24 protein-coding genes are annotated in these 25,179 nt (G+C 45.1%); 14 read left to right on the top strand and 10 right to left on the bottom strand.

Features of this window, described 5'->3' with window-relative positions; translation table 11 throughout:
* Window positions 1-48: 48 nt before the first annotated feature.
* Together ACFI6J_RS00980 and ACFI6J_RS00985 are read right to left on the bottom strand one after the other, a co-directional pair.
* A complete protein-coding gene (locus ACFI6J_RS00980) occupies window positions 49-1,422 on the bottom strand; it encodes a class II fumarate hydratase (protein WP_239218456.1) in 1,374 nt (457 codons plus the stop codon).
* A gap of 153 nt (window positions 1,423-1,575) precedes the next feature.
* Window positions 1,576-1,914, bottom strand: a complete 339-nt coding sequence (locus tag ACFI6J_RS00985) for a hypothetical protein (RefSeq protein WP_014980170.1) — start codon at window positions 1,912-1,914, stop codon at window positions 1,576-1,578.
* Window positions 1,915-2,104: 190 nt separating this feature from the next.
* Here ACFI6J_RS00985 and azu point away from each other — a divergent pair, with 190 nt between their 5' ends.
* Both azu and ACFI6J_RS00995 read left to right on the top strand, forming a co-directional pair.
* On the top strand, window positions 2,105-2,554 hold the full coding sequence (gene azu / locus ACFI6J_RS00990) for an azurin (RefSeq protein ID WP_462585591.1): 450 nt from the start codon (window positions 2,105-2,107) through the stop codon (window positions 2,552-2,554).
* A gap of 202 nt (window positions 2,555-2,756) precedes the next feature.
* Window positions 2,757-3,866: a putative manganese transporter gene (locus ACFI6J_RS00995; protein ID WP_462585593.1), complete on the top strand. Its 1,110-nt coding sequence runs from the start codon at window positions 2,757-2,759 to the stop codon at window positions 3,864-3,866.
* A gap of 58 nt (window positions 3,867-3,924) precedes the next feature.
* On the opposite strand, the gene ACFI6J_RS01000 is transcribed toward ACFI6J_RS00995, so the two are convergent.
* Entirely contained in the window at window positions 3,925-4,632 is a 708-nt protein-coding gene (locus ACFI6J_RS01000; protein ID WP_049588142.1) for a DUF6776 family protein, read from the bottom strand.
* A 106-nt stretch (window positions 4,633-4,738) separates the two neighbouring features.
* Between ACFI6J_RS01000 and ACFI6J_RS01005 the strand changes: the two genes are divergently transcribed.
* From ACFI6J_RS01005 to ACFI6J_RS01015, 3 genes are all read left to right on the top strand, one after another.
* Window positions 4,739-6,415, top strand: a complete 1,677-nt coding sequence (locus tag ACFI6J_RS01005; RefSeq protein ID WP_039235311.1) for a chloride channel protein — start codon at window positions 4,739-4,741, stop codon at window positions 6,413-6,415.
* Between the two features lies 1 nt (window position 6,416).
* Window positions 6,417-6,845, top strand: coding sequence for a CopD family protein (locus ACFI6J_RS01010; RefSeq protein WP_014950581.1), 429 nt, complete (start codon window positions 6,417-6,419; stop codon window positions 6,843-6,845).
* A gap of 196 nt (window positions 6,846-7,041) precedes the next feature.
* Window positions 7,042-7,233, top strand: coding sequence for a hypothetical protein (locus tag ACFI6J_RS01015; RefSeq protein ID WP_187447142.1), 192 nt, complete (start codon window positions 7,042-7,044; stop codon window positions 7,231-7,233).
* Window positions 7,234-7,294: 61 nt separating this feature from the next.
* On the opposite strand, the gene ACFI6J_RS01020 is transcribed toward ACFI6J_RS01015, so the two are convergent.
* A complete protein-coding gene (locus tag ACFI6J_RS01020) occupies window positions 7,295-7,996 on the bottom strand; it encodes a UPF0149 family protein (protein ID WP_462585596.1) in 702 nt (233 codons plus the stop codon).
* Window positions 7,997-8,249: 253 nt separating this feature from the next.
* On the opposite strand from ACFI6J_RS01020, the gene ACFI6J_RS01025 reads away from it, so the two are divergent.
* Entirely contained in the window at window positions 8,250-9,446 is a 1,197-nt protein-coding gene (locus ACFI6J_RS01025) for an Nramp family divalent metal transporter (protein ID WP_462585598.1), read from the top strand.
* 215 nt (window positions 9,447-9,661) lie between these two features.
* On the opposite strand, the gene ACFI6J_RS01030 is transcribed toward ACFI6J_RS01025, so the two are convergent.
* The 3 genes from ACFI6J_RS01030 to typA form a co-directional block, all read right to left on the bottom strand.
* Window positions 9,662-10,837, bottom strand: coding sequence for a MalY/PatB family protein (locus ACFI6J_RS01030; RefSeq protein WP_462585599.1), 1,176 nt, complete (start codon window positions 10,835-10,837; stop codon window positions 9,662-9,664).
* 263 nt (window positions 10,838-11,100) lie between these two features.
* Entirely contained in the window at window positions 11,101-11,478 is a 378-nt protein-coding gene (locus tag ACFI6J_RS01035; RefSeq protein ID WP_014950586.1) for a response regulator, read from the bottom strand.
* A 362-nt stretch (window positions 11,479-11,840) separates the two neighbouring features.
* A complete protein-coding gene (gene typA / locus ACFI6J_RS01040; RefSeq protein ID WP_462585601.1) occupies window positions 11,841-13,673 on the bottom strand; it encodes a translational GTPase TypA in 1,833 nt (610 codons plus the stop codon).
* A 456-nt stretch (window positions 13,674-14,129) separates the two neighbouring features.
* Here typA and glnA point away from each other — a divergent pair, with 456 nt between their 5' ends.
* The 4 genes from glnA (at window position 14,130) to glnG (ending at window position 19,020) form a co-directional block, all read left to right on the top strand.
* Complete coding sequence (gene glnA, locus ACFI6J_RS01045) at window positions 14,130-15,539, top strand: glutamate--ammonia ligase (RefSeq protein WP_462573570.1); 1,410 nt, start codon at window positions 14,130-14,132, stop codon at window positions 15,537-15,539.
* A 239-nt stretch (window positions 15,540-15,778) separates the two neighbouring features.
* Window positions 15,779-16,405 carry a hypothetical protein gene (locus ACFI6J_RS01050; RefSeq protein WP_014980178.1) on the top strand — a complete coding sequence of 209 codons (627 nt, stop codon included), beginning with the start codon at window positions 15,779-15,781 and terminating at the stop codon, window positions 16,403-16,405.
* Window positions 16,406-16,535: 130 nt separating this feature from the next.
* Window positions 16,536-17,621 carry a nitrogen regulation protein NR(II) gene (gene glnL, locus ACFI6J_RS01055; RefSeq protein WP_014950590.1) on the top strand — a complete coding sequence of 362 codons (1,086 nt, stop codon included), beginning with the start codon at window positions 16,536-16,538 and terminating at the stop codon, window positions 17,619-17,621.
* Complete coding sequence (gene glnG, locus ACFI6J_RS01060) at window positions 17,611-19,020, top strand: nitrogen regulation protein NR(I) (protein ID WP_014980179.1); 1,410 nt, start codon at window positions 17,611-17,613, stop codon at window positions 19,018-19,020. Before glnL ends, glnG begins: the two co-directional genes overlap by 11 nt.
* A 62-nt stretch (window positions 19,021-19,082) precedes the next feature.
* Here the strand turns inward: glnG and ACFI6J_RS01065 are convergent, their stop codons facing one another.
* A complete protein-coding gene (locus ACFI6J_RS01065; RefSeq protein WP_462585603.1) occupies window positions 19,083-20,222 on the bottom strand; it encodes an HD-GYP domain-containing protein in 1,140 nt (379 codons plus the stop codon).
* A 205-nt stretch (window positions 20,223-20,427) separates the two neighbouring features.
* On the opposite strand from ACFI6J_RS01065, the gene ACFI6J_RS01070 reads away from it, so the two are divergent.
* The 3 genes from ACFI6J_RS01070 (at window position 20,428) to ACFI6J_RS01080 (ending at window position 22,513) form a co-directional block, all read left to right on the top strand.
* Window positions 20,428-21,153 carry a 1-acylglycerol-3-phosphate O-acyltransferase gene (locus ACFI6J_RS01070; RefSeq protein WP_014950593.1) on the top strand — a complete coding sequence of 242 codons (726 nt, stop codon included), beginning with the start codon at window positions 20,428-20,430 and terminating at the stop codon, window positions 21,151-21,153.
* A gap of 32 nt (window positions 21,154-21,185) precedes the next feature.
* Window positions 21,186-21,584 carry a ribonuclease E inhibitor RraB gene (gene rraB / locus ACFI6J_RS01075; protein WP_014950594.1) on the top strand — a complete coding sequence of 133 codons (399 nt, stop codon included), beginning with the start codon at window positions 21,186-21,188 and terminating at the stop codon, window positions 21,582-21,584.
* 116 nt (window positions 21,585-21,700) lie between these two features.
* Window positions 21,701-22,513, top strand: coding sequence for a choice-of-anchor H family protein (locus tag ACFI6J_RS01080; RefSeq protein ID WP_462585604.1), 813 nt, complete (start codon window positions 21,701-21,703; stop codon window positions 22,511-22,513).
* Between the two features lie 56 nt (window positions 22,514-22,569).
* Here ACFI6J_RS01080 and ACFI6J_RS01085 read toward each other — a convergent pair whose 3' ends face one another.
* Window positions 22,570-22,776, bottom strand: a complete 207-nt coding sequence (locus ACFI6J_RS01085) for a type II toxin-antitoxin system antitoxin (RefSeq protein WP_039235341.1) — start codon at window positions 22,774-22,776, stop codon at window positions 22,570-22,572.
* 70 nt (window positions 22,777-22,846) lie between these two features.
* On the bottom strand, window positions 22,847-23,695 hold the full coding sequence (locus tag ACFI6J_RS01090; RefSeq protein ID WP_014980187.1) for an SPFH domain-containing protein: 849 nt from the start codon (window positions 23,693-23,695) through the stop codon (window positions 22,847-22,849).
* Between the two features lie 187 nt (window positions 23,696-23,882).
* Between ACFI6J_RS01090 and ACFI6J_RS01095 the strand changes: the two genes are divergently transcribed.
* Entirely contained in the window at window positions 23,883-25,166 is a 1,284-nt protein-coding gene (locus tag ACFI6J_RS01095) for an ABC transporter substrate-binding protein (protein ID WP_269350658.1), read from the top strand.
* Window positions 25,167-25,179 lie beyond the last annotated feature (13 nt).

The raw sequence follows: 25,179 nt of genomic DNA on the forward strand, positions 1-25,179 counted from the left end.
ATGCGATCGTAGATCGCACTTTTTATCATCTTCGTTTTCTCACGGCGCTTAAGGTGTGGTAAGTTTTTTCGGGTCTAGTAGTGATTCTAGCTCGCCTCTGGGGATATCTGTCATCGCTTCAGCCACATCAATAACAGGCTTGTTTTCTTTGTAGGCTGTTTTTGCTATTTCTGCGGCTTTAGCATAGCCAATAACAGGGTTGAGCGCGGTGACGAGCACGGGGTTTCTGTAAAGCGCAGCTTCAATGTTATCTTGATTTACAGTAAAGCCCTCGATCGCCTGCTCGCCGATTAGCGTCGCACTGTTGGTCATTAGCGACAGACTTGAAAGCAAATTGCTGGCAATCATTGGTAGCATTACATTTAACTCAAAATTCCCAGACTGCCCACCTACGGTAATCGCCGTATCGTTACCTATTACCTGTGCTGAAGCCATCGCCACTGCTTCCGGAATGACCGGGTTTACCTTGCCGGGCATAATCGATGAACCTGGCTGTAGCGCAGGCAGCGCAATCTCACCTAAACCAGCCAAAGGCCCAGAATTCATCCAGCGCAAGTCATTAGCAATTTTCATAAGGGTGACGGCTAAACTTTTTGTCGCACCGGAAAGCGTCACTGCTGTGTCTTGAGAGCCAATCAATGCAAAGAAATTGTCAGCGGGCTTAAACGCAATGTCGGTCAGCTCCCCTAGCGCATCTGAAAATGTCGTAGCAAAATCCGCATGGGCGTTTACACCTGTTCCCACGGCAGTGCCTCCTTGGGCAAGGGTTTGAATAGCTGGCTGCACAGCGCGCAGGGTTTTAATCTGCTGCTTAAGCTGAGAAGCCCAAGCCAGTAAGCTTTGATCCATGCCTACAGGCATCGCATCCATGAGATGAGTGCGTCCGGTTTTGCAGTATTGCGCTACCGACTTTGCTTTAACTTCAATAGTACGAACTAAACTTTCAACGGCCGGTATAAGCTCGTTTGACAATGCAATAGCCGAGCTAACATGAATGGTGGTAGGGATCACATCATTTGAACTTTGCCCGTAATTTACATGATCATTCGGATGAACCTCTTCGCTGGAATAACGAGAGGCTAAGCGAGCAATGACCTCGTTGGCGTTCATGTTTGTGCTGGTGCCTGAACCAGTCTGAAATATATCAACGGGAAAATGCTGCATCACATCATCAAGTGCCAACAGCTCATCACAGGCTTTAACTATCGCTTGGCCGCGATCTTTATCCAGTACTTTGAGTTTCATGTTGGCTTGTGCTGCGGCCTTTTTTACTGTAATCAACGCGCGTACGAAGGCCTCCGGCATGCGCTGCCCGCTTACAGGGAAGTTTTGAATGGCACGCTGAGTTTGCGCGCCGTAGAGTGCATTTTCGGGGACCTGTAGCTCGCCCATACTGTCGCGTTCTGTGCGTGTTGCTGTCATGACTCGTATCCTTGTGTTGATATAGCTAGTTTTTCGGCGTGGTTGCCACGTTTTTATCAGAATCCTATTAGGGCTAGTGGCATTAGAAAACTAGGCCCTAGTAAGTGAATTATAAAAAATGGTGCACTAGCGCTTGCAGACCTTTCCTGTACATCAAAGATCAACAGGCTCTCTGGTGTTCATGTCTATTTTTATTCTCGCAAGCGCAATTCGATCACTCTCGTTACACGCGTAGCGCTCAGCTTTAAGCAACGGCTTGTACAAATGCTCTAAACAACTATGCCGCCATTGCTGACTGACCTGCGGATCGCACAGGGTTTCATAAAGCACCTCAACCGCATTTTTATAGATAGAAAATTTGTCTCTATCACTTGGCAATAAGTTGGCAACGAAAGTTACGCCATCTAGATAGTTTCTTAAAAGCGTTGAGTTCAGCTCATTGTCGTTGTATCCAAATCGAACGTGTTGAACTGCATTTCGTATCGAAGACATGTGCATCCCTTGTGCGTGAAAAAACAAAAAAGCTCGATGTACATAAAAGCGCTTTCTTTATATACCACTCAATATAAATGATAATCGTTAGCATTTACAATGATCCAGTGCTATTCTTTTTCGTAAAGAAAATTGGATCTTCCAATTCCACCGATAGGTGAAGTTAACCAAAATTCAAAGGACATTATTTATGATCAAGAAGTTACTTGGTGGCACAGCCCTTTTTCTTATGGCCTCTGGTGCATTTGCTAACGAATGCGAAGTGACTGTGGAATCAAACGACGCCATGCAATTCAATACGTCGAACGTTGTTATCCCGGCGAGTTGTAGTGAGTTTACCGTGACCTTGAAGCACACAGGTCAGTTACCTAAACAAGCTATGGGCCATAACTGGGTGATGACAACAAAAGCCAACGGACAAGCAGTGGCAACAGACGGTATGAGTGCGGGTTTAGACAACAATTACGTTAAGCCAGACGATGAGCGTGTAATTGGCGCGACTGACATTATTGGCGGCGGTGAACAGACTTCTACGACCTTTTCTGTTGAAGGGTTAAGCAAAGATGAAGAATACATGTTTTTCTGCTCGTTCCCTGGTCACATCGGCATCATGAAAGGCATAGTTACGCTTTCGAGCTAAGGCGTTGCGAAAACTAGGCGTGCTTGATTAGGCACGCCTTAAACATGAATATCAGTAGGTCGAGGGTGTAGTTGTAATGGATACGGCGTCTCACACATCAAAAAGCGCTAAGGCGGTGGTCCGGTATAAGCACTTACCTTCTTTTACAAGCGCCCTATTAAAAAACGTTTTTTTTCCTCACTTAACCAATAAACGGCTGTTGATGCCGCTGTTTATAGCCATTCTTCTTACTTATAACAGCACCCGTGCGGTTACCTTATCGGTGTTGTCAGATGCATTTTTTCAAGTGGCAGCGTTTGTATATGCATCGCTTGCGCTTTATTACGTCGCCACGTTGCGCGTTTCGGCCGAAGCCATTGGTAATTATATGAAAGCGCACCCTGTACATGAGGTAGGATTATCTGCCCTACTTGGTGCTCTTCCAGGCTGCGGCGGTGCTATTATCGTTGTCACTCAGTACACGCGAGGTGTGACAAGCTTTGGAGCTGTGGTAGCAGTGCTAACCAGCACTATGGGCGATGCCGCATTTCTGTTACTCGCCCAAGCACCGTTAGATGCCTTAACCGTAATGGCCGTCAGCGTCACGGTGGGTGCAATGACGGGGCTAGTGGTCAATAAATTTCATAATTACCAGGCTCCTGAAGCCGATGGTGCGCTCCAACAATCGCAAAACTGTGATAAACCCAAAACAGTAAGCCACAAAGCCATATCACTTTCTAAAGTATTCTGGATGATTGCGAGCTTACCCTCGTTGGCGATTGCGCTTGGTTTGGCCTTTCAACTTCCCGTACACAGTTACCTTGCTATCAGTGAAAGTACACTAACGCTGATTGGTGCCGCGTTATGTATGTCGAGCCTTGGACTATGGTCTTTTTGTGGTTCGGGAAGCGGATACGCTTCGATTACGAAAGAGGATTTAATTCCGCCTCCGCCTAAATGGCAAGAGAAAGCCGCATTAGACACACAGTTTGTATTGGCATGGGTAGTACTCGCGTTTCTTATGTTCGAGCTGTCTGTTGTCTGGTTTGGGCTAGACATTACAGGGCTGCTTCAATCCATGGGCCCCGGCTTAGTTGGCCTGGCGATCATCATCGGGTTCTTACCTGGTTGCGGTCCGCAGATATTGGTAACCAGCTTATACCTTAATGGCGCAGTTCCGTTTTCAGCCCAACTTGGCAATGCAATAAGTAATGACGGCGACGCGTTGTTTCCCGCCATTGCGCTCTCACCCAAAGCAGCGCTTATTGCCACAGTGTACTCTGCTATTCCTGCGTTTCTTGTGGGTTATGGCTACTGGTATTTGTTTGAATAAAGCTTTCGATGCGTTAAAAGGTTGAATTAACGGAAAGGATAGCGCTGCCCCACAGCGATTACTCTATTTCGACAGAAAGCGCTTCACTCCACGGCACGCTTATCTCATAGTTGCCTTTACGGGTTTTGTATTGATAGACCGTTGTAGAAAAACTGATGGATTCGGGGTTTATATCTTCCTCGATAGTGAGAGTTGCGTTCACGGCTTGGAAAAAGCGAAAGCGGTATTTGATATCTTCTGCCAGCAGGCTCGATTCGCCGGATTTCAGCGTGATCGCTTCACCGTTTCGCTCACCGACTACGGCAATATCTAAACTGCCATTTATCACTGCTTTTTGCTGTTTAGACTGCAGCAGAACCAACCTAAGTTGATAGGTATTGTCACTTAACTTAAAAACTTCTACCCCTTCAATGGCAAAACCTTCGTCGGTTTTCTCAGGCGCCACGACGCGTTCATAGAAACTCAGTAATTCTTGTTGTGCCTCTAATTCTTTTTTCTGTTCGCCTAATGTATTGGTAATGCTCTCTGTCTCGAGCGTGGCAAGCTCCATGGCGACTTCCAGCTGATTCACTTTGGTAGTAAGCGCATGATTTTCTTCAGACAAAATAGCAATAGTTTCTTGCTGAGCCTGTACTTTCTTGCTGTCACCTTCGTCAATAATTCGCGCTAGCTTATAGCCGAACCCAACCATGGCAAACATAATAAGCGCCACTAACAGTGTCCACTTGTAGTTGCCTAAAACTTCTTTTAACTGATCTGTCGTCATGATATCTACATCAACAAAAAACACCGTGCGCTAAGGCGCTCTAAACATTATGAATTTTAGGTGTTTATGGTAAGCTTCTTTTTACGTTAATCTACTGTACCACAACATGCGCTTGCAGGCTTTAAGAGAGGAAGTAGCTCATCCACGCACATCCATTCAGTTGTGCATGCTGGGCATTGTAGGGGGAACCTGCGCGGCGCTTATCATTATACTGTTTCGGCTGTGCGTAGAATGGCTACAAGAAACAGGCGTTTCGTCGCTTCAGTCGGTGCTTACCTATGACTGGTTGGTTTGGCTTATCATGCCATTTATCAGTGTAGGGTTAATTCTATTTATCGCCTTTCTTACGGGCTTCAAGCACTACCGTTTGGGTATTCCCTTCGTTATTCATCGAGTGAAGTACTATTACGGTCATATTCCATTTAGAACCACCATTAACCAGTTCTTTGGGGGCATGCTAGCCCTGGCCGGCGGTTTCGTTGTTGGTCGAGAAGGCCCTTCCGTTCATTTAGGCGCGTCAGGCAGTAGTTTCTTAGGGCAATGGCTTCGCTTGCCCTACAACAGTATTCGAATACTTGCAGGCTGCGGCATTGCGGCAGGGATCTCCGCATCCTTCAACACCCCGTTTGCTGCCGTAATATTCGTGATGGAAGTGGTACTTAGGGAATACAAAATACATATTTTTGTTCCTGTCATGCTGGCTGCTGCCTGTGGCTCGGTGCTCACTCGCATTGTATTTGGAGAAGTAAACGAGCTTTCGTTTTTATCGTTTAATGCATTTAGCCAGTGGATGTATTTTTACTTGGTGCTGCTAGGCATTCTGTTGGGCATGCTGGCCGTTTTATTCAATAGCCAGCTTATGCGGGTGATGACGTGGTTCAGGCCGGTTTCCATGGTGTGGCGTTTAATACTTGCTGCGCTAATTACCGGTACCATTGGTATGTTTATACCTGAAGCCCTTGGCGCCAACTTTATCGATGTTGAGCACTTATTTGATAGCTCCCCCGGCGCGCTGCTGTTGGTTTCTACTTTGGTGTTTAAAGTTATCTTGGCGGTTTTTGCTATTGGCCTCGGTATTCCAGGAGGGATCATTGGCCCTGTGATGGTTATTGGCATGCTTGCTGGCGCCGTACTTTTATTGCCACTGTCGTACTTTATTGACGTACCCGAATTTACCAACAGCTTTGCCCTGTTAGGCATAGCAGGCATGTTGACCGCAGTATTGCACGCGCCTCTTGCAGCGCTTTCCGCGGTTATGGAACTATCGTACAGCCCGCAAATTATTCTACCAGCCATGTTGGTAATTGTGCCTGCTTACGTGACTTCTACGCAGTTCTTTGGCAACCGCTCTATTTTCATACGCCAGCTTGATTATCAAAATCTCCCTTACGCTATCTCGTCTATTCGTGAAGCACTTGAGAAAACGGGCGTACTTGCAGCGATGAATACCGAGTACAAGCTATTTCACGATGCGCCGGAGCAAGCGTTAATTAACTACTTAGAAAGCGATCCAACAAAAATTGTCATTCAGAAGTTAAAATTTGAAATAGATGTGCAGTATAAGCTGGTCCAATACAATGTGAGTTTGGAACACGATGCAACAGCGTTAAACTATTACGAAATGGAAGGTATTAGCGCGCAGTCTACGCTGCACGAAGTATACGAACACCTTAAAAACTCGCGCTCTGGCGCAGTTTATATTTACGATCAGGAGCTAAACGATATTATTGGCGTAGTAACGTGGAATATCTTACAAAGCTTCTTACAAAAGGCTCATTATTAGTATGTACATTTTATGGTTTAAAGCGCTGCACATCTTTTTCATGCTGGCTTGGATGGCAGGACTTTTCTATTTACCGCGACTTTTCGTGTATCACGCGACAACGAAATCTCAAGTGGTAAAAGACGAATTTAAGGTCATGGAGCGCCGCCTGTGGTTCTTTGTTACTCCATTCGCCTTGTTAACTCTGGCATTCGGCGTTGCGCTTATTGTCAGCTATGGTGGAACTTGGTTTAAAATGTCGGGGTGGCTTCATATAAAGTTGCTGCTGCTTCTTGCTATTTACGGCTATCACTTCTATTTGTTTAAGTTAATGAAGCAATTTGCACGCGACGAAAATAGACACTCTCCGCGCTTTTATCGCTTTTTAAATGAAGCGCCGGTGCTTATCATTCTCGCCATCGTTTGCCTGGCTGTGGTAAAACCTTTATAAAAGTTTAAGCCAAACTAAATAGTAAAGGCGCACGTACAAAATTATTGAAAAGTCAGTACTCAAGGAACCAGTACTGCTGTGTAGTGTGAGAAGTAATTTTAAGCTTGTTGTTGAGAGTGTTGTAAGCATTGCACATAGTCGCCCAGAACCTGCTGTTTCTCGGGTTTAATGAATTGTTTTTATCGGAATGCTATACATGGATGACAGTAATCAACACCTCAAGTATTTGCTCAAACAGACAGACATTACCTTTAAGGCGCTTATGAGAGAACCTGCTTCACGACTTCTTAACGAGCAATACGAAAAGGCGAAACTTGAACTAGACAGCTATACCGCTTCGCTTAAACACACATTGAATCAACGGCATCAACAACAAAGACAGCGCTAATTTTGAATTAGCGTTTTTTGTTTTTTTGCTTCTCCTACGGCTCCCAGTTATCAAATTTGCCCTAGGTTACTTTGTTAAAGGTTTCAAATTGATTGGGTAATGTGCCTGCTAGCTCCCCTGACAACTTAGTGTAATCTGCCAGCACCGAAGGAAGCTGTTTAACAAGCAAGTTTATGTTACTTTCAAGCTGAGCAGTTTGTTTGTCGTTTCGGTAAGACAAGGCTAATTCAATATTAGCAAGCGTTGAGAAAAGCTTTAAACATCGAGACAAACGAGCTTCTGCAGGTTCTGTTTTCTCAGGCTCGTTACTGTCACAGTCTTTCTTGTTCCCTTTATTTTTTTCTAAATGCTTCTCCCAATGATTCCAAGCTTTTTGCCACACGGGTTCTAATTGCTTGTGCACGTGTAAAAGTCCATTTAGCCAGCTTTCGAGCTCTTTCGAAGGCCTTGTCGTTCCTTGCACCTCTATCGCAACGGTTAATTCACTAGGCACGGGCGACTTATCCTGACGCATAAAATCCAAATGCGCCCGCAGGCCATTCATTAATGTATCGGCAAGCTTATCTACATCTTTGTCTACAAGGTGGCTGTCACTAGACTGTATGAGCCACGGCATCCACTGTTCGGGCATGGGAATTTCTGGTGCGGAGGCAACGGCAAAGATCATTCCATCTACGTAATAAGCATCCGGAAGCACATTTTCGAAACTGGGAAGCGAAACAATATCGCTGATTGTGTTTATTGGAAACCCATCTTTCACCATTACCATCCTATTTTAATTTGCGTTCTCTTTTATGAAACGGTAGTCTGCGCGGCCACTTTGTAGAGGGCATGTTTTGTAACCTTATATCTACCCAAAATAATGGGAAATAAGGTAGAGAGTAAACAACAAACTTCTACACTGGGTACGCGACAATAGGTTTAAAACCAATCTGTTACTGTATTGGTTTAGCGGTACTGTTGCGTGCTCGCCTACCTATTGTCATGATAGCAAAACTTAACTAAGAGTCGTTGCAATGGCAAAAGATAAATCAGGATACATCATCGCGGCCGCCTTTATTGGCCCTGGAACAGTAACTACGGCAAGTCTGGCAGGTGCAAACTTTGGCTTTCACCTAGTATGGGCGCTCCTTTTCTCCATATTCGCAACCATAGTATTGCAAGACATGGCTGCGCGTTTAGGTGTGGCCAGCGGCCAAGGCCTAGCCAGTGCAATGAAAAACATGGCTTACAAGCCATGGCTAAAGAATCTTTTTATCGTGCTTATTGTCAGTGCTATCGGCATTGGCAACGCAGCCTATGAATCGGGCAACCTAACCGGCGCTGCAATCGGGCTAGACGCATTTATCAGTATAGGCATTGGTCCCTGGGCCAGTATTTTGGGCACGATCGCTATAGTTTTACTCTGGTCGGGCAGCTACAAGTGGATAGAGACAGTACTGGTTTATCTCGTCTTTATTATGGCTGGCGTATTTCTTATCACGCTGTTGGTAGCCAAACCTGATATCGCCGCGATGTTTAGTCAGTTAATGTCTCCGCGGCTGGACGCTGACGCCATTACCACGGTGCTGGCGCTTATTGGTACCACCATCGTGCCTTACAACTTGTTTCTTCACGCGAGCCTAGTTGCAAAATCATCGAAAGGCCAAGATAAACAAGACGCGGTCGTTGCGTGCCGAAACCAGTCTGCTAGAGCTATTAGTATGGGTGGGCTTATTACGCTTATCGTAATGGCAACAGCAATGATGGCGTTCTTCAATCAAGCTGCCACTATGGACGCTTCAAACATGGGCGAACAGCTTAAACCGGTTTTAGGTGACAAAGCTCAGTGGTTCTTTGCACTAGGGTTATTCGCCGCAGGCTTAACCAGTGCTATCACTGCGCCGCTAGCAGCCGCTTATGCGGTAACAGGAGCACTAGGGCTTTCTGACGATATGCAAAGCAAGAGCTTTAAAGCGGTATGGTTTATCATCATTGTAGTGGGTGTCAGCGTTGCAGCACTTGGCTTTAAGCCCCTACCCGCCATCTTGTTTGCTCAAGCGACCAATGCTCTTTTGCTGCCAATTATTGCCATATTCCTATTGATCGTTATGAATAAAAGCACCGCACTGGGTGAATTTAGAAACACATGGAAAAGTAACCTGGCAGGCTTTCTAGTAGTAGGTACTGTGATTGGTTTAGGCCTGTATAAACTAATCGGCGTATTTAGCTAATCTCCAAAATGGCAAAAATGGGGTCAGAGTAATTTTCTCCCTTTGTATGTCATTATAGTGTGCACTCGCAGATAGCAATGAAATTACGTGACTAACAAACTAACTGCATATGAGAAGGGCCAAAGTAATACTTTGGCCTTTTTTAATAGAGAGCGTAGCTGCAAAAAGTACTCTGCCCCCATTTTGGGGCTGAAAAAGTACTCTGACCCCTATTTTTAGCTGGCGAGGCGTTGCAGAATATCCTGGAGCATCGCTTTACTGCAGCCAAAGTTAATTCTGAAATGATCCGCCTTGTGAAAATCGATGCCTGGTGACGGGCCTACGCCTTTCTCTTCGGCCCACTGCTGGACGTTCTCTACACCTAGTCCACTGGCGTCTACCCACGCAAGGAACGTCGCATCGGCTTTGAGCATTTTAAGCCCGTCAATGCTGTTTACTGTGTTAAACACCATATCTCTGTTTTCACGCAAGTAGGTAAGTTGCTGCTGATGCCACTCATCACATTGAGTGAATGCTGCTTCTGTAGCCGCTAAGCCCAATACAGTAACCCAAGGTACGATGCCCGCTGCGGCATTGGTAAATGCCTGACGCAGCTGGCGATTAGGGATGATGGCAAAAGACGTTCCCAAACCAGCAATATTAAATGTTTTACTGGCAGCCATTAGCGTAACGCTATTTTCAGCAAGGTTGGACTCGCGGCCCGCCGGTATGTGCTGCTTGCCATCTTCTAGAATAAGGTCGCAGTGGATTTCATCAGAACATAGCTTAACGTTGTTCGCGTTACAGATCTCGGCAATGCGATCTAATTCAGCTTTAGTAAGCACCGAACCTACCGGGTTCATTGGGTTACAAAGAATAAACAGCTTACATTTAGGATCAGCCGCTTCTCTTTCTAATGCTTCAAAATCTAACGTATAGCGCGCACCTTCAACACTCGAGATAGTTTCAGAACTTGTGCCGTCGTCATTTTGCACTACCGTGCCTATATCTACCCGTTCGAGACCATTTAGCTTTGGGGCAGCCAGTAGAGGCGGATAATTAGGTGTTTGAATAAGTACTTTATCACCGGGTTCACAATAGGCTTTACACGCTACGTTAAACGCTGGCACAACGCCTGGTGTCCACACTAGCCACTCGGGTTGAATTTCCCAATTATGCTTATCTTTAAGCCATCTCACTACAGCCTGAATGGCGCCTTCGTGATGTTCAGGCAGTATGTAACCCATGTTGCCATGCTCAACCTGACCCGAAATGGCGTCTAGAATTGGCTGCGCGCAACGAAACTCAGTATCGGCAACCCACGCAGGAATGATGTCTTTCCCTTTGTACTTTTGCCATTTGAACGAAAACGTGTCTTTTCTGGGAGGGGTATTATCGAATAAGGCGCTCACATTACATCCTGTTGCATAAAAACTTATGCCACCAGTGTAGAATTTTAGCGCCTCATAAACTAGGGGCGTGAGATGAATTAACCCGAATTTTCTATATCGAAATGTACTTTAATAGAGATAAATTAACACGTTAAAGCCAAAGGTAAATTGCGCTTTGCTGTCCTAACCTGTTTTACGTTGTCATCGTTAACCACGAAGTAGATTTTTGGCTCTCATGCACACCTTTAGCGTGCGATACATAAAATGAAAAACAACCTACAGGCTTAGCTGGCCTGCGACACCGCCTCTCTCGATTTTTGAACTAGCTCTTCCATATTGAGTGGCTTAGCAAGAAAACCGGTAACCTGAAGTTTACGCGCTTCTATCACTAACTCTTTGTTAGGGTCGGCAGTAATGAGTAAAAATGGAACGTCCAACCCCGAAGACTGACAGGTTTTTAGAAGACTTAGTCCATCATAATCCGGCATTACTTGGTCACTGATGATCAAGCTGATAGATTCTGCGGTTTGTTGCAGCAAAAAATCCCTTGCAAATTTACTACGTGTAAATGGATACACGGTGGCGTCTAACTGCGTTTCCAACGCGTCAGTAATAAGGTCAAGCGTGATAGGATCATCTTCAACTACTGCTACAGAAAACACTACCCTTCCCCTTTTTGTTAGGTCATTAGCCGTAAATATTACAACGACTTAGCTCACGTGTTAAGACGTCAGTCAATTGTACCAATCCGCATAGATAAATGCTCGCTGGGTATTGATCTATGCGGACTGATATTTTCAAGGATAGAATCTCTGAACGCTTTTGACCACTAACCTTTGGTCGATATTTAAACTTTTTCTAACGTTTTAGTGATAATGCTAGAAAGCAGCTTTTCTGATGGGAAGTGACGGTGTGTAAGTTGAGACACGATTTGAACGATTGCAGGCCAAACTCATCGGCAAAATGGAAAAAAAATGCCAGCTGACGCTGGCATTTTCAAAATCAATGTAAGTCTTAGAAGCTATTAAGACTTAGGTGCACGTGATGCACGCTTACGCTCGTTTTCTGTAAGAAGCTTCTTACGAATACGGATAGATTCAGGCGTTACTTCTACTAGTTCGTCGTCATCGATGAACTCAAGCGCTTGCTCAAGTGACATTCTGATAGGCGGAACAAGTGTTTGCGCTTCATCAGTTCCTGATGCACGAACGTTAGTAAGCTGCTTACCTTTAAGCGCGTTAACAGTAAGGTCGTTGTCACGGCTGTGAATACCGATAACCATACCTTCGTACACTTCAACACCGTGACCGATGAATAGACGACCGCGTTCTTGAAGGTTAAACAGAGCGTTAGTTAGTGCTTTACCGTTTGCATTAGCGATCAGTACACCATTCTTACGCTTACCAATGATACCGCCTTTGTACGGACCATAGTGATCGAACGTGTGATATAGCAATCCAGAACCCGACGTTAACGTCATGAACTCTGTTTGGAAACCAATTAGGCCACGGCTTGGAATGATAAAGTCGATACGTACACGACCTTTACCATCTGGGGACATATCAGTCATTTCGGCTTTACGAAGACCTAGCTGCTCCATAATAGAGCCTTGGTGTTGCTCTTCACAGTCAATAGTTAGCGTTTCGTAAGGTTCTTGTGTTTCGCCATCTACTTCTTTCAGAATTACTTCTGGACGAGATACAGCAAGCTCGTAACCTTCACGACGCATGTTTTCAATAAGAATGCCTAGGTGAAGTTCACCACGACCAGATACGCGGAACTTATCAGGGTCTTGAGTTTCTTCAACGCGAAGTGCAACGTTGTGTACTAGTTCGTCTTTAAGACGCTCTAGAATGTTACGTGACGTTACATACTTACCTTCTTTACCTGCAAACGGCGAGGTGTTTACCTGGAACGTCATGGTTACTGTAGGCTCGTCAACCGTAAGTGGAGGAAGTGCTTCTACCGTGTTGATGTCACAAATGGTGTCAGAGATCTTAAGTTCGCCAAGACCTGTGATTGCAATGATGTCGCCCGCGTGAGCAGATTCAACTTCGTGACGAGCAAGGCCAAGGTAGCCGTAAACTAAGCCAACTTTGCCGTTGCGCTTTTTGCCATCTGCAGTAACAACCGTTACTTGTTGGTTTGGCTTAACAGAACCACGCTTAACACGACCTACGCCTATTACACCCACGTATGAGTTGTAGTCAAGCTGAGAAATCTGCATTTGGAATGCGCCGTCGATATCTGCATCAGGAGGAGAAACCTGGTCAACGATAGTTTGGAACAATGCCGTCATATCGTCTTCTTTAGTATCTGCATCTAGTGATGCCCAACCGTTAAGTGCAGACGCATAAACAACTTGGAAATCTAGCTGTTCGTCAGTTGCACCTAGGTTGTCGAATAGGTCGAAAACTTGATCCATAACCCAATCAGGACGCGCACCAGGCTTGTCGATTTTGTTAATAACAACAATTGGCTTAAGACCTTGAGCAAATGCCTTTTGCGTAACGAAACGGGTTTGTGGCATCGGGCCTTCTTGTGCATCTACAAGTAGAAGTACAGAGTCAGCCATCGACATTACACGCTCTACTTCACCACCGAAGTCAGCGTGTCCTGGAGTGTCTACGATGTTGATACGGTAGTCGTTCCAGTTAATCGCTGTGTTCTTAGCTAGGATGGTAATGCCACGTTCTTTCTCGATGTCGTTCGAGTCCATTACGCGCTCTTCTTGCTCGCCTCGAGATTCAAGGGTGCCAGACTGCTGTAACAGTTTGTCTACCAGGGTGGTCTTACCGTGGTCAACGTGGGCGATGATTGCGATGTTACGCAATTTATTAATATCAGTGGTATTCATGCTTATATAGAGCCTGTGTAAATCAACGTCTACTTCAATTCAGTGGAAAGGAGTATGCGTTAGATTTGTTGCAAAAAAATGCAGATAGAAAAATTTGCGCGGATTGTACAGAAAAACCACGACGTTTGCGCATCTTTTTTTGATGGAAACGAGTTTTATTGGTTTTTAAACACTTGTTCAACAAATAACCAGCCCCGTTGCACCTAATTAATCATATTTGGTAGCTATACGCTACAAAGTAATCTAGGCTGATTGACGTGCAAATGAGCATGAAACGCCATATTGGTGCAACATTGCACCAATATGATGCAATTTAATCCAAGCGGAAGTGATAGATGTCCGTCTATGCCACTGAAATCGGTAGACATATAGATGGCATGATAATCGCTTTCACTTTTGCCACTGTTGGAGTGAAGCTGATCATTCCGCATTTTTACATTAAACCTGGAGGACACGATGTCAGTAGAAAAGGCATTAGAGCTGATTAAAGAAAGTGAAGCGAAGTTTGTAGATTTACGTTTTACCGATACAAAAGGTAAAGAACAACACGTATCTATCCCTGCGGGCCTAGTTGATGAAGAGTTTTTCGAAGAAGGTAAAATGTTCGACGGTTCTTCAATCGCTGGCTGGAAAGGCATCAACGAATCAGACATGGTTCTTCTTCCAGACGCAACAAGCTGCGTAGTTGACCCTTTCGCTGAGGAAACACAAGTAAACATCCGTTGTGACATCGTTGAACCTTCAACAATGGAAGGTTATGAGCGTGACCCTCGTTCAGTTGCTCGTCGTGCAGAAGAATTCCTAAAATCAACTGGCATCGGTGACACATGTTTCTTCGGCCCAGAGCCAGAGTTTTTCCTTTTTGATGACGTACGCTTCCACACTGACATGGCGGGTTCTTTCTACAAGATTGACTCTTCTGAAGCAAAGTGGAACTCTGGCGAAGAGTTTGAAGGCGGCAACATGGCACACCGCCCTGGCGTTAAAGGCGGTTACTTCCCAGTACCACCAGTGGACTCTGCTCACGATATCCGTGCTGCAATGTGTCTAGTTATGGAAGAGATGGGCCTTGTTATCGAAGCGCACCACCACGAAGTAGCAACTGCTGGCCAAAACGAAATTGCTTGCCAATTCAATACGCTAGTTAAGAAAGCTGACGAAATTCAAGTTTACAAGTATGTTGTTCACAACGTTGCACACGCATACGGTCAAACAGCTACCTTTATGCCTAAGCCGCTTGTTGGCGATAATGGTTCTGGTATGCACTGTCACCAATCTATCTCTAAAGATGGCGTAAACATCTTTGCAGGTGACAAGTACGCAGGTCTTTCTGAGGAAGCACTTTACTACATTGGTGGTATCATCAAGCACGCGCGCGCAATCAACGCGTTTGCTAACGCTTCTACTAACTCATACAAGCGTCTGGTTCCTGGATTCGAAGCACCGGTAATGCTTGCATACTCTGCACGTAACCGTTCTGCATCTATTCGTATTCCTCACGTAACTAGCGATAAAGCACGTCGTATTGAAGTACGTTTCCCTGACCCAACAGCTAACCCATACCTAGCGTTCACTGCTATGCTTATGGCGGGTATCGACGGTATTAAGAACAAGATCCACCCTGGTGATTCAATGGATAAAGACTTGTACGACCTACCGCCAGAAGAAGCTGCTGAAATTCCAACAGTTGCAAGCTCGCTAGAAATGGCGCTTGAAGCCCTTGATAACGACCGCGACTTCCTTAAAGCAGGTGGCGTTATGACTGACGACATGATTGATGCATACATCGACCTTAAGTCTGAAGAAGTAACCAAACTTAACATGACTACTCACCCAGTTGAGTTCGACATGTACTACAGCGTGTAAATTCGCACTGTATAGCAATTTATACTAAAGCCCGCTCTGCGGGCTTTTTTTATGCGTACGATTTATCTACTATGTTTTTATAGCTATGCTAACGAATACTCTTTCATGCTACATCAACTGCGCACAGGGCTTTGCCCCGCTGCACTTGCATACATCTAAAGAGGTTATCAATAAGCCAGACGTAGCAAGCTATGTGAATTAGCCAGCTAGCCAAAACCACATTAATTAGGTAACGACACGTGCACAACATGACGCGACACATTTGCTTAATTTCGCTATTACTAAGTAGCGGCAACGGCTTACTGCCTGTGCAAGCGGAAATGCTGAGCCAACAAAGTACCCAGCAAGAAGCACAAGAAAGCGAAACCGAACAAAGCGGCAATGCAACATCAGCTGCAGCTACCTCTCCAATGACCATATACAAGGTGGTAGGTAAAGACGGCTCTGTGACTTACACTGACAAGCCGCAGCAAAACGCAGAACCCCTAGCGTTCGATGTAAAAACGCAAAACGTAGTAACCGCGGCAAAGGTTACTCCACCTCCCCCTGCGAAGCCGGCTGCCCCCAAGCCCAACTATCGCGTAGTCATTAAGTCACCTGCACCAGAAGCGACAATTCGCAATAACTTGGGAGAATTCACTATCTCTGCCGCACAACCTGGTGCACCCAAAGCGCCAATCTACCGATTAATCTTTGACGACGCCCCATTAGCTAGCAATAGTTCAGGCGTCTTTAAGCTTTCTGGTATCCATCGTGGGGCACATACTTATAAAGTTGAACTCACGAACAATACGGGCAAGACTCTTGCATCGTCTCCATTACAAACCCTTTACCTGCATCAGGCATCGGCGTTAATTAATAACTAATAGCGTGCAACCATTGTTATGTATGCGCACCATAGAGGTTCAGTGAACATTTCTTCTTGAGCTCTTTATTCGCGCAACGCATCATTGCAAGCTACAATGCACAATTATGGAGCAAAGGAGACGAGCTCGGATGCATTCCACCGAGTTAGAAACACAACAGCTAATCAATAGCCTAAATACCGCACTGGTAATGGTAGACAACAAACTTACGATTGTTTATGCCAACCACGCTGGTGAAGCTTTGTTTGAGACTGGATTAAAACAACTTATTGGGCATCCACTTCAAGATTTTTTCTTGCCGGGCACAATAGAAACCACCCGACTTAAAGCTGCCATCAGAAAAGGTGAAGATTTCACCGAAAACGAAATTAAGTTGGCTTTTCGAGATAACCGCTATGTATCTGCCGACCTAACCGTTACCAACTTGCACTTCGAAGACGGCCCACGACTGCTATTTGAAGTTAAAAAGATTGACCAGCAAAAGCGAATTTCTCGAGAAACTTTACAAAACGCGCAACATTACGCAGCACGAGAATTGGTTCGCGGCCTTGCACACGAAATCAAAAATCCTCTTGGTGGTATTCGCGGTGCAGCACAGCTATTAGAAAAAGAGCTGATTGACGAGCATAAAGAATTTACAAGCATGATCATTGAGCAGTCTGATCGTCTGCGAAACTTAGTTGATCGTTTGCTTGGACCTAATTCACTACCTCGATTTGAAGAAAGTAACGTGCATCAAGCGCTTGAAAAAATACGCAGCTTAATGCGCTTTGACTCAGACAATCCCATTACCATAGTTCGCGACTATGACCCCAGCATTCCACCGCTTATGTTAGACCCTGACATGATTCAGCAAGCGGTGCTCAATATTGTGCGCAACAGCGTTCAGGCATTAACCGAGAGTCAAACCCCCAACCCACAAATTAGGTTAATTACGCGAATAGAGCGCCAAATGACAATTCAAACGAAGCGTCACGCGCTGGTAGCAAAAATAAAAATTATTGATAACGGCCCGGGTATTCCGGCTGAAGTAAAAGACACACTTTTCTACCCCATGGTCACAAGCAAGCAAAATGGCTCTGGGTTGGGTTTGTCTATTTCACAGACCCTTATAAACCACCACGGCGGCAAAATAGATGTAGATAGCTACCCTGGTCACACTGAGTTCGTAATTTACATACCAATAGATCGTAAGGAGACAGACGATGACGAATGAGTCTGTGTGGATTGTCGATGATGACAGTTCTATTCGTTGGGTGCTGCAAAAGGCCTTACAAGCAGCAGATATCAGCTGCTTAAGTTTTGAAAACCCTGAAGATTTATTGCTTCAACTTCAAAGCAGCCAAGCCCCTGAAGTCATCATTTCAGACATAAGAATGCCACAAATGGACGGCATGACGTTACTGAACGAAGTGCATGCCTCGCACCCTATGCTCCCCGTTATCATTATGACGGCGCATTCGGATTTAGACAGCGCAGTTAACGCATATCAAAAAGGCGCCTTTGAATATTTGCCAAAGCCATTTGATATCGACGAGGCAGTAACCTTAACCCAGCGGGCGCTGGCACATGCCAGAGAGCAGTCCACCGTATCTAAAGCGCAAGTTGAAGACGTAGTAACGGAAATTATTGGCGAAGCACCTGCCATGCAGGAAGTGTTTCGTGCCATAGGTCGCTTGTCTCGCTCTTCAATTAGCGTGCTAATTAACGGGCAATCAGGAACGGGTAAAGAACTTGTGGCGCACGCCCTTCATAGGCACAGCCCAAGAGCAAGTAAACCTTTCATCGCCCTTAATATGGCCGCCATTCCTGCCGACCTTGTAGAGTCAGAGCTATTTGGCCATGAGAAGGGCGCGTTTACCGGAGCCCAGGCAGCTCGCCAAGGCCGCTTCGAACAAGCCGACGGCGGAACATTGTTCTTAGATGAAATAGGCGATATGCCGTTAGATGTACAAACCCGCCTTTTACGTGTGCTTGCAGACGGCCAGTTTTATCGTGTCGGTGGCCATCAGTCAGTGAGTGTGGACGTACGCATCATCGCTGCAACTCACCAGAATTTAGAACAAAGGGTTGCTGAAGGTAAGTTTAGGGAAGATTTGTTCCACCGCTTAAACGTTATCCGAGTGCACCTTCCTTCACTTAACGAGCGCCGCGAAGATATTCCATTACTGACCCGTCACTTCTTGCGCCGAGCAGCCAAAGAACTTGATGTAGAAGCTAAAAGCATATCGAAAGACGCTGAGCGCGTAATGTCTCAGCTACCATGGCCTGGAAACGTAAGGCAGCTAGAAAACGTGTGTCGCTGGTTAACAGTAATGGCGAGTGGTCAAGAAGTGCTGCCCAGCGATCTGCCACCGGAAATTCACAGCGACAGCAGTATTGAAAAACCTAGCGCTGAATCGGGTGAGTGGCCAGATTTGTTGGCAAGCTGGACCGATAAACAGCTTCGCGACGGCCATCACAATATTCTTAACGACGCGATGCTGACGTTTGAGCGTATTATGCTTGAGCGAGCACTTCAGCACACTCATGGTCATAAACAAGATGCGGCTAAACGCTTGGGTTGGGGAAGAAATACGCTTACCCGTAAACTGAAAGAACTCGGTGTGAATTAACCCTAGTGACTACGCCGAAAGCTAGCAGGGAACTCACTGCTAGCTTATGAGCGGCTTGCTACCTAATGTCCTTTCGTCAGTAGCGCCGTCATTCCCTGATTGAAATGCCTTACCCACTTCATACTAAACTGGCCTTTGGCGCTTCGATTTATTTCTATTACCGCCTCTTTTTTGGAAAGTACGTTGTCTTCATTGTGCGCTCTTGGGTGTGTCATTGCATCGTAGGTATCAACAATGGCAAGTAACTTCGCACCTTCACATATATCGTCTTCTTTTAGCCCCAATGGATAACCTGTTCCATCAGTGCGTTCATGGTGCTGCATCACGATTTTGCGCGCCATATCCCATTGGTCTAGGTGCTCTAACAAACGGGCACTTTTATACACATGAGAGCGCATAAGATTAAATTCGATATCGCTTAGCGCATCGCCTTTGTGCAAAAGCTTCAATGGCATGAAGGCCATTCCGAAGTCATGCACATAGCTGGCTACGGCAAGCTGATCTTCGTCGATAGGGTTTTCGGCCACATCGTTAATATACATAGCCAGTTTGGCAATGCGATCACCACGACCAGACCAGTAGTTAGAGCGGCGTTCAATGGTTTGCATTAAGTCGCGGAAAAATAGAATATCTTGCTTCTTTTCACTACTAATATCTTTAGGGATACCTGTAGCCGCTAACGAAGGGGGCTTTATCTGAACGTTTTGTGGGTCGTCTTCATCCGCAACAATATCTAACGCTGGGTTAAGTAATAAGACCGCTTCGGTAAGGCGTTTTTCATGCTCAGCAGTATTTTCAGGTGTCACACGACCGATAGCTAAAACCAGCTGATTGTGAAGATTGTCATCGTACTCGGCTTTGCCATTGGCCATTACAGCCTCTACAAAGGCTTTTACTCTGTCCATAGTAAGCAATACCAAGTCACTCATAGTACTTGTGTAGGCCACCTGCCCTTTGCGCAAATAATCTAGCAAGTCCTCTACATGCTGCAAAAGCGGGATCATGGGAGAGAAGTTAACCAGGCCTAAATCACCTTTAATGGTGTGGATTGAGCGAAACAGAGCACGCTGCAATTCGTTGTCTTCCGGACGAAGCTCTAATTCAATCAAGGTTTGTTCACTTGATTCATAGAGTTCGTTTATTTCCTCCATAAGGTCAGCAAGAATATCTTCTTCTAGGTCGTCTGGAGTAAATGTCTGCATATAGTGGTTACCGAGTTAGGTTCGATTGCGCTTTTTATTATTGTAATTGGGTATCGGCAAAATTTCCTCATACTAAAGGTGAGAAACATAGCCACTTTTCCAACTTATTGCTCAACTATACCTTCCGCACTGTAAAAACTCATCGGACAAGTGTACGCTGAAACTTCATCTATACTGCGCGCGTCAATTGTATCTAGGAGTTGTTTTGATCGCTTTATTCCGCATTCCGGCACTTTTTATCGCCTTTTTACTCATTAACATCGTTCTGCTAATTGTTTGTATCGCACGACCTTTTCACAAAGATAACGTGCATATTGCGGGTAGTATGTATTCACTTATGGCTAAGGTCGTAGGTCTCAAAATTATTATAAAGAAAGATCCTGCGGTTAAAATAAACGAGCCCTACGTTTACATCGCCAATCATCAAAACAGTTTCGACGTTATCACTATCTGTAAAGCTGCACTGCCTGGCGTGGTAACCATTGGCAAAAAGAGCTTAAAGTGGATCCCTATTTTCGGCCAAATCTATTGGTTGTCAGGCAATATCATGATTGATAGAAAGAATTCCGGTAAAGCCCGTAATACACTCGATATTGCTGCAAAACGCATTGCGAAAAAGAAAACGTCGGTATGGTTATTCCCAGAAGGTACACGAAGCTATGGCAGAGGCATATTACCTTTTAAGCAAGGTGCGTTTCGCCTAGCTAAGACCACCAACGAACCGGTTGTTATGGTAACCGCCAGCAATTTGCACAATAAAGTAAAATGGAACCGTTGGAATAACGGCATTGTGCTAATTGATATTGCCGCCCCTCAGGCTTTGAGCGAAGACAAGACAATTAAAGAGTGGATGGTGCATTTTAACGATGAAATGAAACAAAAGTTTGATGCGCTTAATACACAGGTCGATGAACTGGAAAAAAGCAGGTAAACTTGCGTCAAAATTGCTAACGAGTGTTTATTATGACCCAGTTCGATGAAAGAGAAGAGTGGTACGAGTTTAACCAAGAAACTATTGATGCCCTTCTAGAAGACGGCAGCCAAGCCGATGCCGACTATACCATTGAGCACCACTTCGCCAGCACTGACTTCGACGTGCTAGAAAAGGCAGCTGTTGATGCGTTTAAAGCTGGTTTTGAAGTCACCGACGCAGAAGAGCTTATTCTTGATGATGGCGAAACCATTTTCTGCTTCGACGCAGTTGCAGAGCGAAAGCTAGATATTGAAAAGCTTAATGCGGACTCTGACACCTTGCTTAAAATTGCCGACAAGCATGATGTAACCTACGACGGTTGGGGTACTTACTTCGAGCCGCGTGAAGAAGGTGAATACGAAGAAGAAGATCACTACTTCGACGACTGATCTCTAAGGCACCCTCACCGTTTTAACTGAGAAGGCGTTAAGTTACCCTTCAGCTTTTGTTCATCTTTTTCCGTCAACAATGACACTGTCATTATCGATTGGAAAAGGATGGACAGATGAAAAAGCTACTTTTCTCACTTACTACATATTCTGCTATTGCAACAATACAGCTTGCGCTTATGTCACCTGTGCATGCCAGTACCGAAAATAGCGCACAAAACAAAAACGTTACCTCTAACGAATACCGTTACGACAAACCATTTATTGCCGCTGAATCGCTGCTGCCTAAAACCTCAGCAGCATTGACAAGCGAAGAAACAATCTCTCAATCTGTTGATAACGTTGAGACTGACCAACAGTCCCTTGCCAAAGCGGGTAAGCATCAACAGCATTTAGCCGTGAGTAAGTCCTCTAGCGATATCGTAGTCAGCAGTATTAATGAGTTTTGGATTTATGAAAGCTGGGTAACGCTTGAGCAGGACATTGATTACGATGGTTATCACTCTACGTTTTCGATTGAGTTTGACGCCGACACCATTTTCACTCGCGCGCCAGTATACGCGGTCCTGTATTTGGGAAAAAACGACGTGTACGAGTCGATTCACGTGTCGTCTGAATTTTACATCTACTCAGAAGACTCAACAGATACCTTTACCATTGAAAGCACATTAGTTTCTGGCTATCCGGCCGGTGAGTACGACATTCTATTAGAGCTTTATGATGCAGATACCGAAATGCTTGTGGCGTATACCGATGCCTATGATGACAGTGCACTCGCCTATCTTCCCCTTGAAAGTGAAAATAATGAATATGTGGTTGAAGATACGGTAGTCATAGTAGAAGAGCATGGCGGAGCATGGTCTTTACTCCCACTGTGTCTATTAGGTGGCATTGTACTTGTTAGACGCAGAATCAAGCGGAATATCTAAGCCTTAGCTAGTGATAATCATATCGAAAAGATAGCTGATACCCTGCTATTTCGCGTTCAGTTATCTTTTTGAGTGGAGTCTATTTCTTCAACCTCTACTACCACTTTTTCTACCAGCTTCACTCTTCCCTGCTTCACTAGCGCTTGTCTTAATACATACTCTATTTGCGCATTTACACTGCGCAAGTCATCGGCAGCCCATCGCTCCATGGCGGCAAGTACATTTTCATTTATCCTAAGTGGATACGCTTTTTTCTTTGCCAAAATCACAAACCTTATGTGCCGCAGTGCATTGCTGCGGCACTACAATTTCAAACTTAAATTAAAAAACGAGCTAGTAGATTGTACCTGTATTAATAACCGGTTGCGTCGACTTATCACCACAAAGCACAACTAATAAATTACTGATCATCGTCGCTTTACGCTCTTCATCAAGCTCTACTACACCCTTTTCATTTAATCGCTGAAGTGCCATTTCTACCGTTCCCACAGCACCATCTACAATTTGCTTCCGGGCAGCCACAATAGCTGATGCTTGTTGACGCTGTAGCATGGCGCTTGCGATTTCTTGCGCGTAGGCAAGGTGGCTGATACGAGACTCCAAGATTGTGATCCCAGCTTTCGCAAGGCGAGCCTGGATCTCTTCTTGTAAACGCGCTGATATCTCTATCGGGTGGCTACGAAGCGCGACTTCCGCTTGCTCGTCGTCACGAGGATCGTAAGGAAAGCTACTTGCCATATTGCGGATTGCGGACTCACTTTGAATTCGCACAAAACTTTCGTAATCGTCTACGTCAAACATTGCTTCAGCAGTATCGCTCACTTTCCACACGACAATAGAGGCGATTTCAATGGGGTTTCCTTGATTGTCGTTAACTTTAATTCTGGCACTTTCAAAGTTTCTTATGCGCAAAGAAATATTAGCTCTACGGAACAAAGGAATTGTCCAGCGTAATCCAACATCAGAGACAGTACCTACATAGCTGCCGAAAAACGTCATGACCTTAGCTTGGTTGGGTTGCACCATGAAATAGCCCAACCACAAACTTCCCACTAAAACGCTTAGAATTAAACCAGCTTCGGGGTTACCCGACACTGCATAGAAAAACGTAGCAGCCTGTGCGACTAGCAAAATACAGATCATCAAATAACCGTTTACCGAAAACCCTTTCTTTTCTTTCATATCACTCACCTTTGATATCATTTTGATATCTTTATAATACAAAATTTAACTACTCGCTAATTTTGATGTGTTACCAAATATGTCAAAGCAGCGTTTTATTTTTAACTATGAGGTAACATTTTTTGGTAACTCTATGAAATAGATGCCAGAATGATGGAGGGTCATCGTTTACTATGGACGTACGTTAATGCCTTCAAACTCAGATAAAAACGTCGCTTCTTCTTTCCAGCGCCGTACCTTATTAAAGGGCGGTCTCGCCTTTGGCCTTACTGCGGGCATTACCCCTTTTTCAATCGGAAAAGAAAAACCGACGCTGCGCGTATTAGGCACTCATGTCACGCTTCAAGAAGCCATTCGTCAGCGCGCCATGGAAGACTTAGGCATTAATATTGAGTTCGAGCCGGGTGGCAGTGCAACCGTTCTTCAAAAGGCGTCGATGAACCCCACGTCATTCGACCTTTATGAGCAGTGGTCTAATAGCATTAATGTATTGTGGCGCGCTCATGCTATTCAGCCCATAGAGAAGAAACGCCTTCAGTATTGGGAAGAAATAAACGATTTAAGCAAAACTGGAAAACTTACCGAGAACGCGCGAATGGGCGCTGGCGACGCACCTCATAAAATTATTAACGTACAGGACGACGGCACTCTAGGCGCCAACCATACTGACACAATTAGTTTTTTACCTTATGTGCACAATGTTGACTCTTTTGGCTATGACACATCAAAGTTACCCAAAGAACTGCAAGGGCAAGAAGAAAGCTGGGGCTGGCTTTTAGACAGTCGCTATTCAGGAAAAGTGGGCATAGTTAACGACCCCACTATCGGACTTTTCGATTTAGCACTTGCCGCACAAGCTAAAGGATTCATTCAATTCCAAGATATCGGTGCCATGACCGAGTATGAGCTTGATGATTTGTTTAGCTTACTTATAGAGTTGAATCAGTTAAACCATTTCAATGGATTCTGGACCTCGGTCCCTGAATCTGTAGAGTTCATGAAAAGTGGACGGGTTGCAATCGAAAGCATGTTTTCGCCTGCGGTCTCTGCACTGAACGGTCAAGATATTCCGGTTACGTTTGCAGCTCCGAAAGAAGGCTATCGCGGATGGCACGGTGTAATGTGCATGTCCTCTGCCACACAAGGTAGAATAAAGGACGTGGCTTACGAATATATGAATTGGTGGCTGTCGGGGTGGCCTGGCGCATTTATTGCCAGACAGGGCTATTATATTTCCAACCCTAAACGTTCAGCTCAATATCTTTCAGACGCCGAATGGAATTACTGGTACAAAGGGCAAGTAGCATCAGAGCCGCTTAAAGGGCCCGACGGAAATATTAGTGTTAGACAAGGCGCCCAGCGCACTGGTGGGAGTTATGAAGAGCGTTTTAGTAATGTTGCCGTATGGAATACCGTTATGCCAACCTACGAATACAGTTTGCAGAAGTGGTACGAATTCATCACTGCATAATGTTGCGTTAAGT

This window comes from Alteromonas sp. G4i13 (assembly GCF_054960505.1).

What these genes read in the sequence shown, in the direction of transcription:
- ACFI6J_RS00980 (WP_239218456.1), bottom strand. Translation starts at nt 1,422, where the DNA reads ATGACAGCAACACGCACAGAACGCGACAGTATGGGCGAGCTACAGGTC.
- ACFI6J_RS00985 (WP_014980170.1), bottom strand. Translation starts at nt 1,914, where the DNA reads ATGTCTTCGATACGAAATGCAGTTCAACACGTTCGATTTGGATACAAC.
- azu (WP_462585591.1), top strand. Translation starts at nt 2,105, where the DNA reads ATGATCAAGAAGTTACTTGGTGGCACAGCCCTTTTTCTTATGGCCTCT.
- ACFI6J_RS00995 (WP_462585593.1), top strand. Translation starts at nt 2,757, where the DNA reads ATGCCGCTGTTTATAGCCATTCTTCTTACTTATAACAGCACCCGTGCG.
- ACFI6J_RS01000 (WP_049588142.1), bottom strand. Translation starts at nt 4,632, where the DNA reads ATGACGACAGATCAGTTAAAAGAAGTTTTAGGCAACTACAAGTGGACA.
- ACFI6J_RS01005 (WP_039235311.1), top strand. Translation starts at nt 4,739, where the DNA reads ATGCGCTTGCAGGCTTTAAGAGAGGAAGTAGCTCATCCACGCACATCC.
- ACFI6J_RS01010 (WP_014950581.1), top strand. Translation starts at nt 6,417, where the DNA reads ATGTACATTTTATGGTTTAAAGCGCTGCACATCTTTTTCATGCTGGCT.
- ACFI6J_RS01015 (WP_187447142.1), top strand. Translation starts at nt 7,042, where the DNA reads ATGGATGACAGTAATCAACACCTCAAGTATTTGCTCAAACAGACAGAC.
- ACFI6J_RS01020 (WP_462585596.1), bottom strand. Translation starts at nt 7,996, where the DNA reads ATGGTGAAAGATGGGTTTCCAATAAACACAATCAGCGATATTGTTTCG.
- ACFI6J_RS01025 (WP_462585598.1), top strand. Translation starts at nt 8,250, where the DNA reads ATGGCAAAAGATAAATCAGGATACATCATCGCGGCCGCCTTTATTGGC.
- typA (WP_462585601.1), bottom strand. Translation starts at nt 13,673, where the DNA reads ATGAATACCACTGATATTAATAAATTGCGTAACATCGCAATCATCGCC.
- glnA (WP_462573570.1), top strand. Translation starts at nt 14,130, where the DNA reads ATGTCAGTAGAAAAGGCATTAGAGCTGATTAAAGAAAGTGAAGCGAAG.
- glnL (WP_014950590.1), top strand. Translation starts at nt 16,536, where the DNA reads ATGCATTCCACCGAGTTAGAAACACAACAGCTAATCAATAGCCTAAAT.
- glnG (WP_014980179.1), top strand. Translation starts at nt 17,611, where the DNA reads ATGACGAATGAGTCTGTGTGGATTGTCGATGATGACAGTTCTATTCGT.
- ACFI6J_RS01065 (WP_462585603.1), bottom strand. Translation starts at nt 20,222, where the DNA reads ATGCAGACATTTACTCCAGACGACCTAGAAGAAGATATTCTTGCTGAC.
- rraB (WP_014950594.1), top strand. Translation starts at nt 21,186, where the DNA reads ATGACCCAGTTCGATGAAAGAGAAGAGTGGTACGAGTTTAACCAAGAA.
- ACFI6J_RS01080 (WP_462585604.1), top strand. Translation starts at nt 21,701, where the DNA reads ATGAAAAAGCTACTTTTCTCACTTACTACATATTCTGCTATTGCAACA.
- ACFI6J_RS01090 (WP_014980187.1), bottom strand. Translation starts at nt 23,695, where the DNA reads ATGAAAGAAAAGAAAGGGTTTTCGGTAAACGGTTATTTGATGATCTGT.
- ACFI6J_RS01095 (WP_269350658.1), top strand. Translation starts at nt 23,883, where the DNA reads ATGCCTTCAAACTCAGATAAAAACGTCGCTTCTTCTTTCCAGCGCCGT.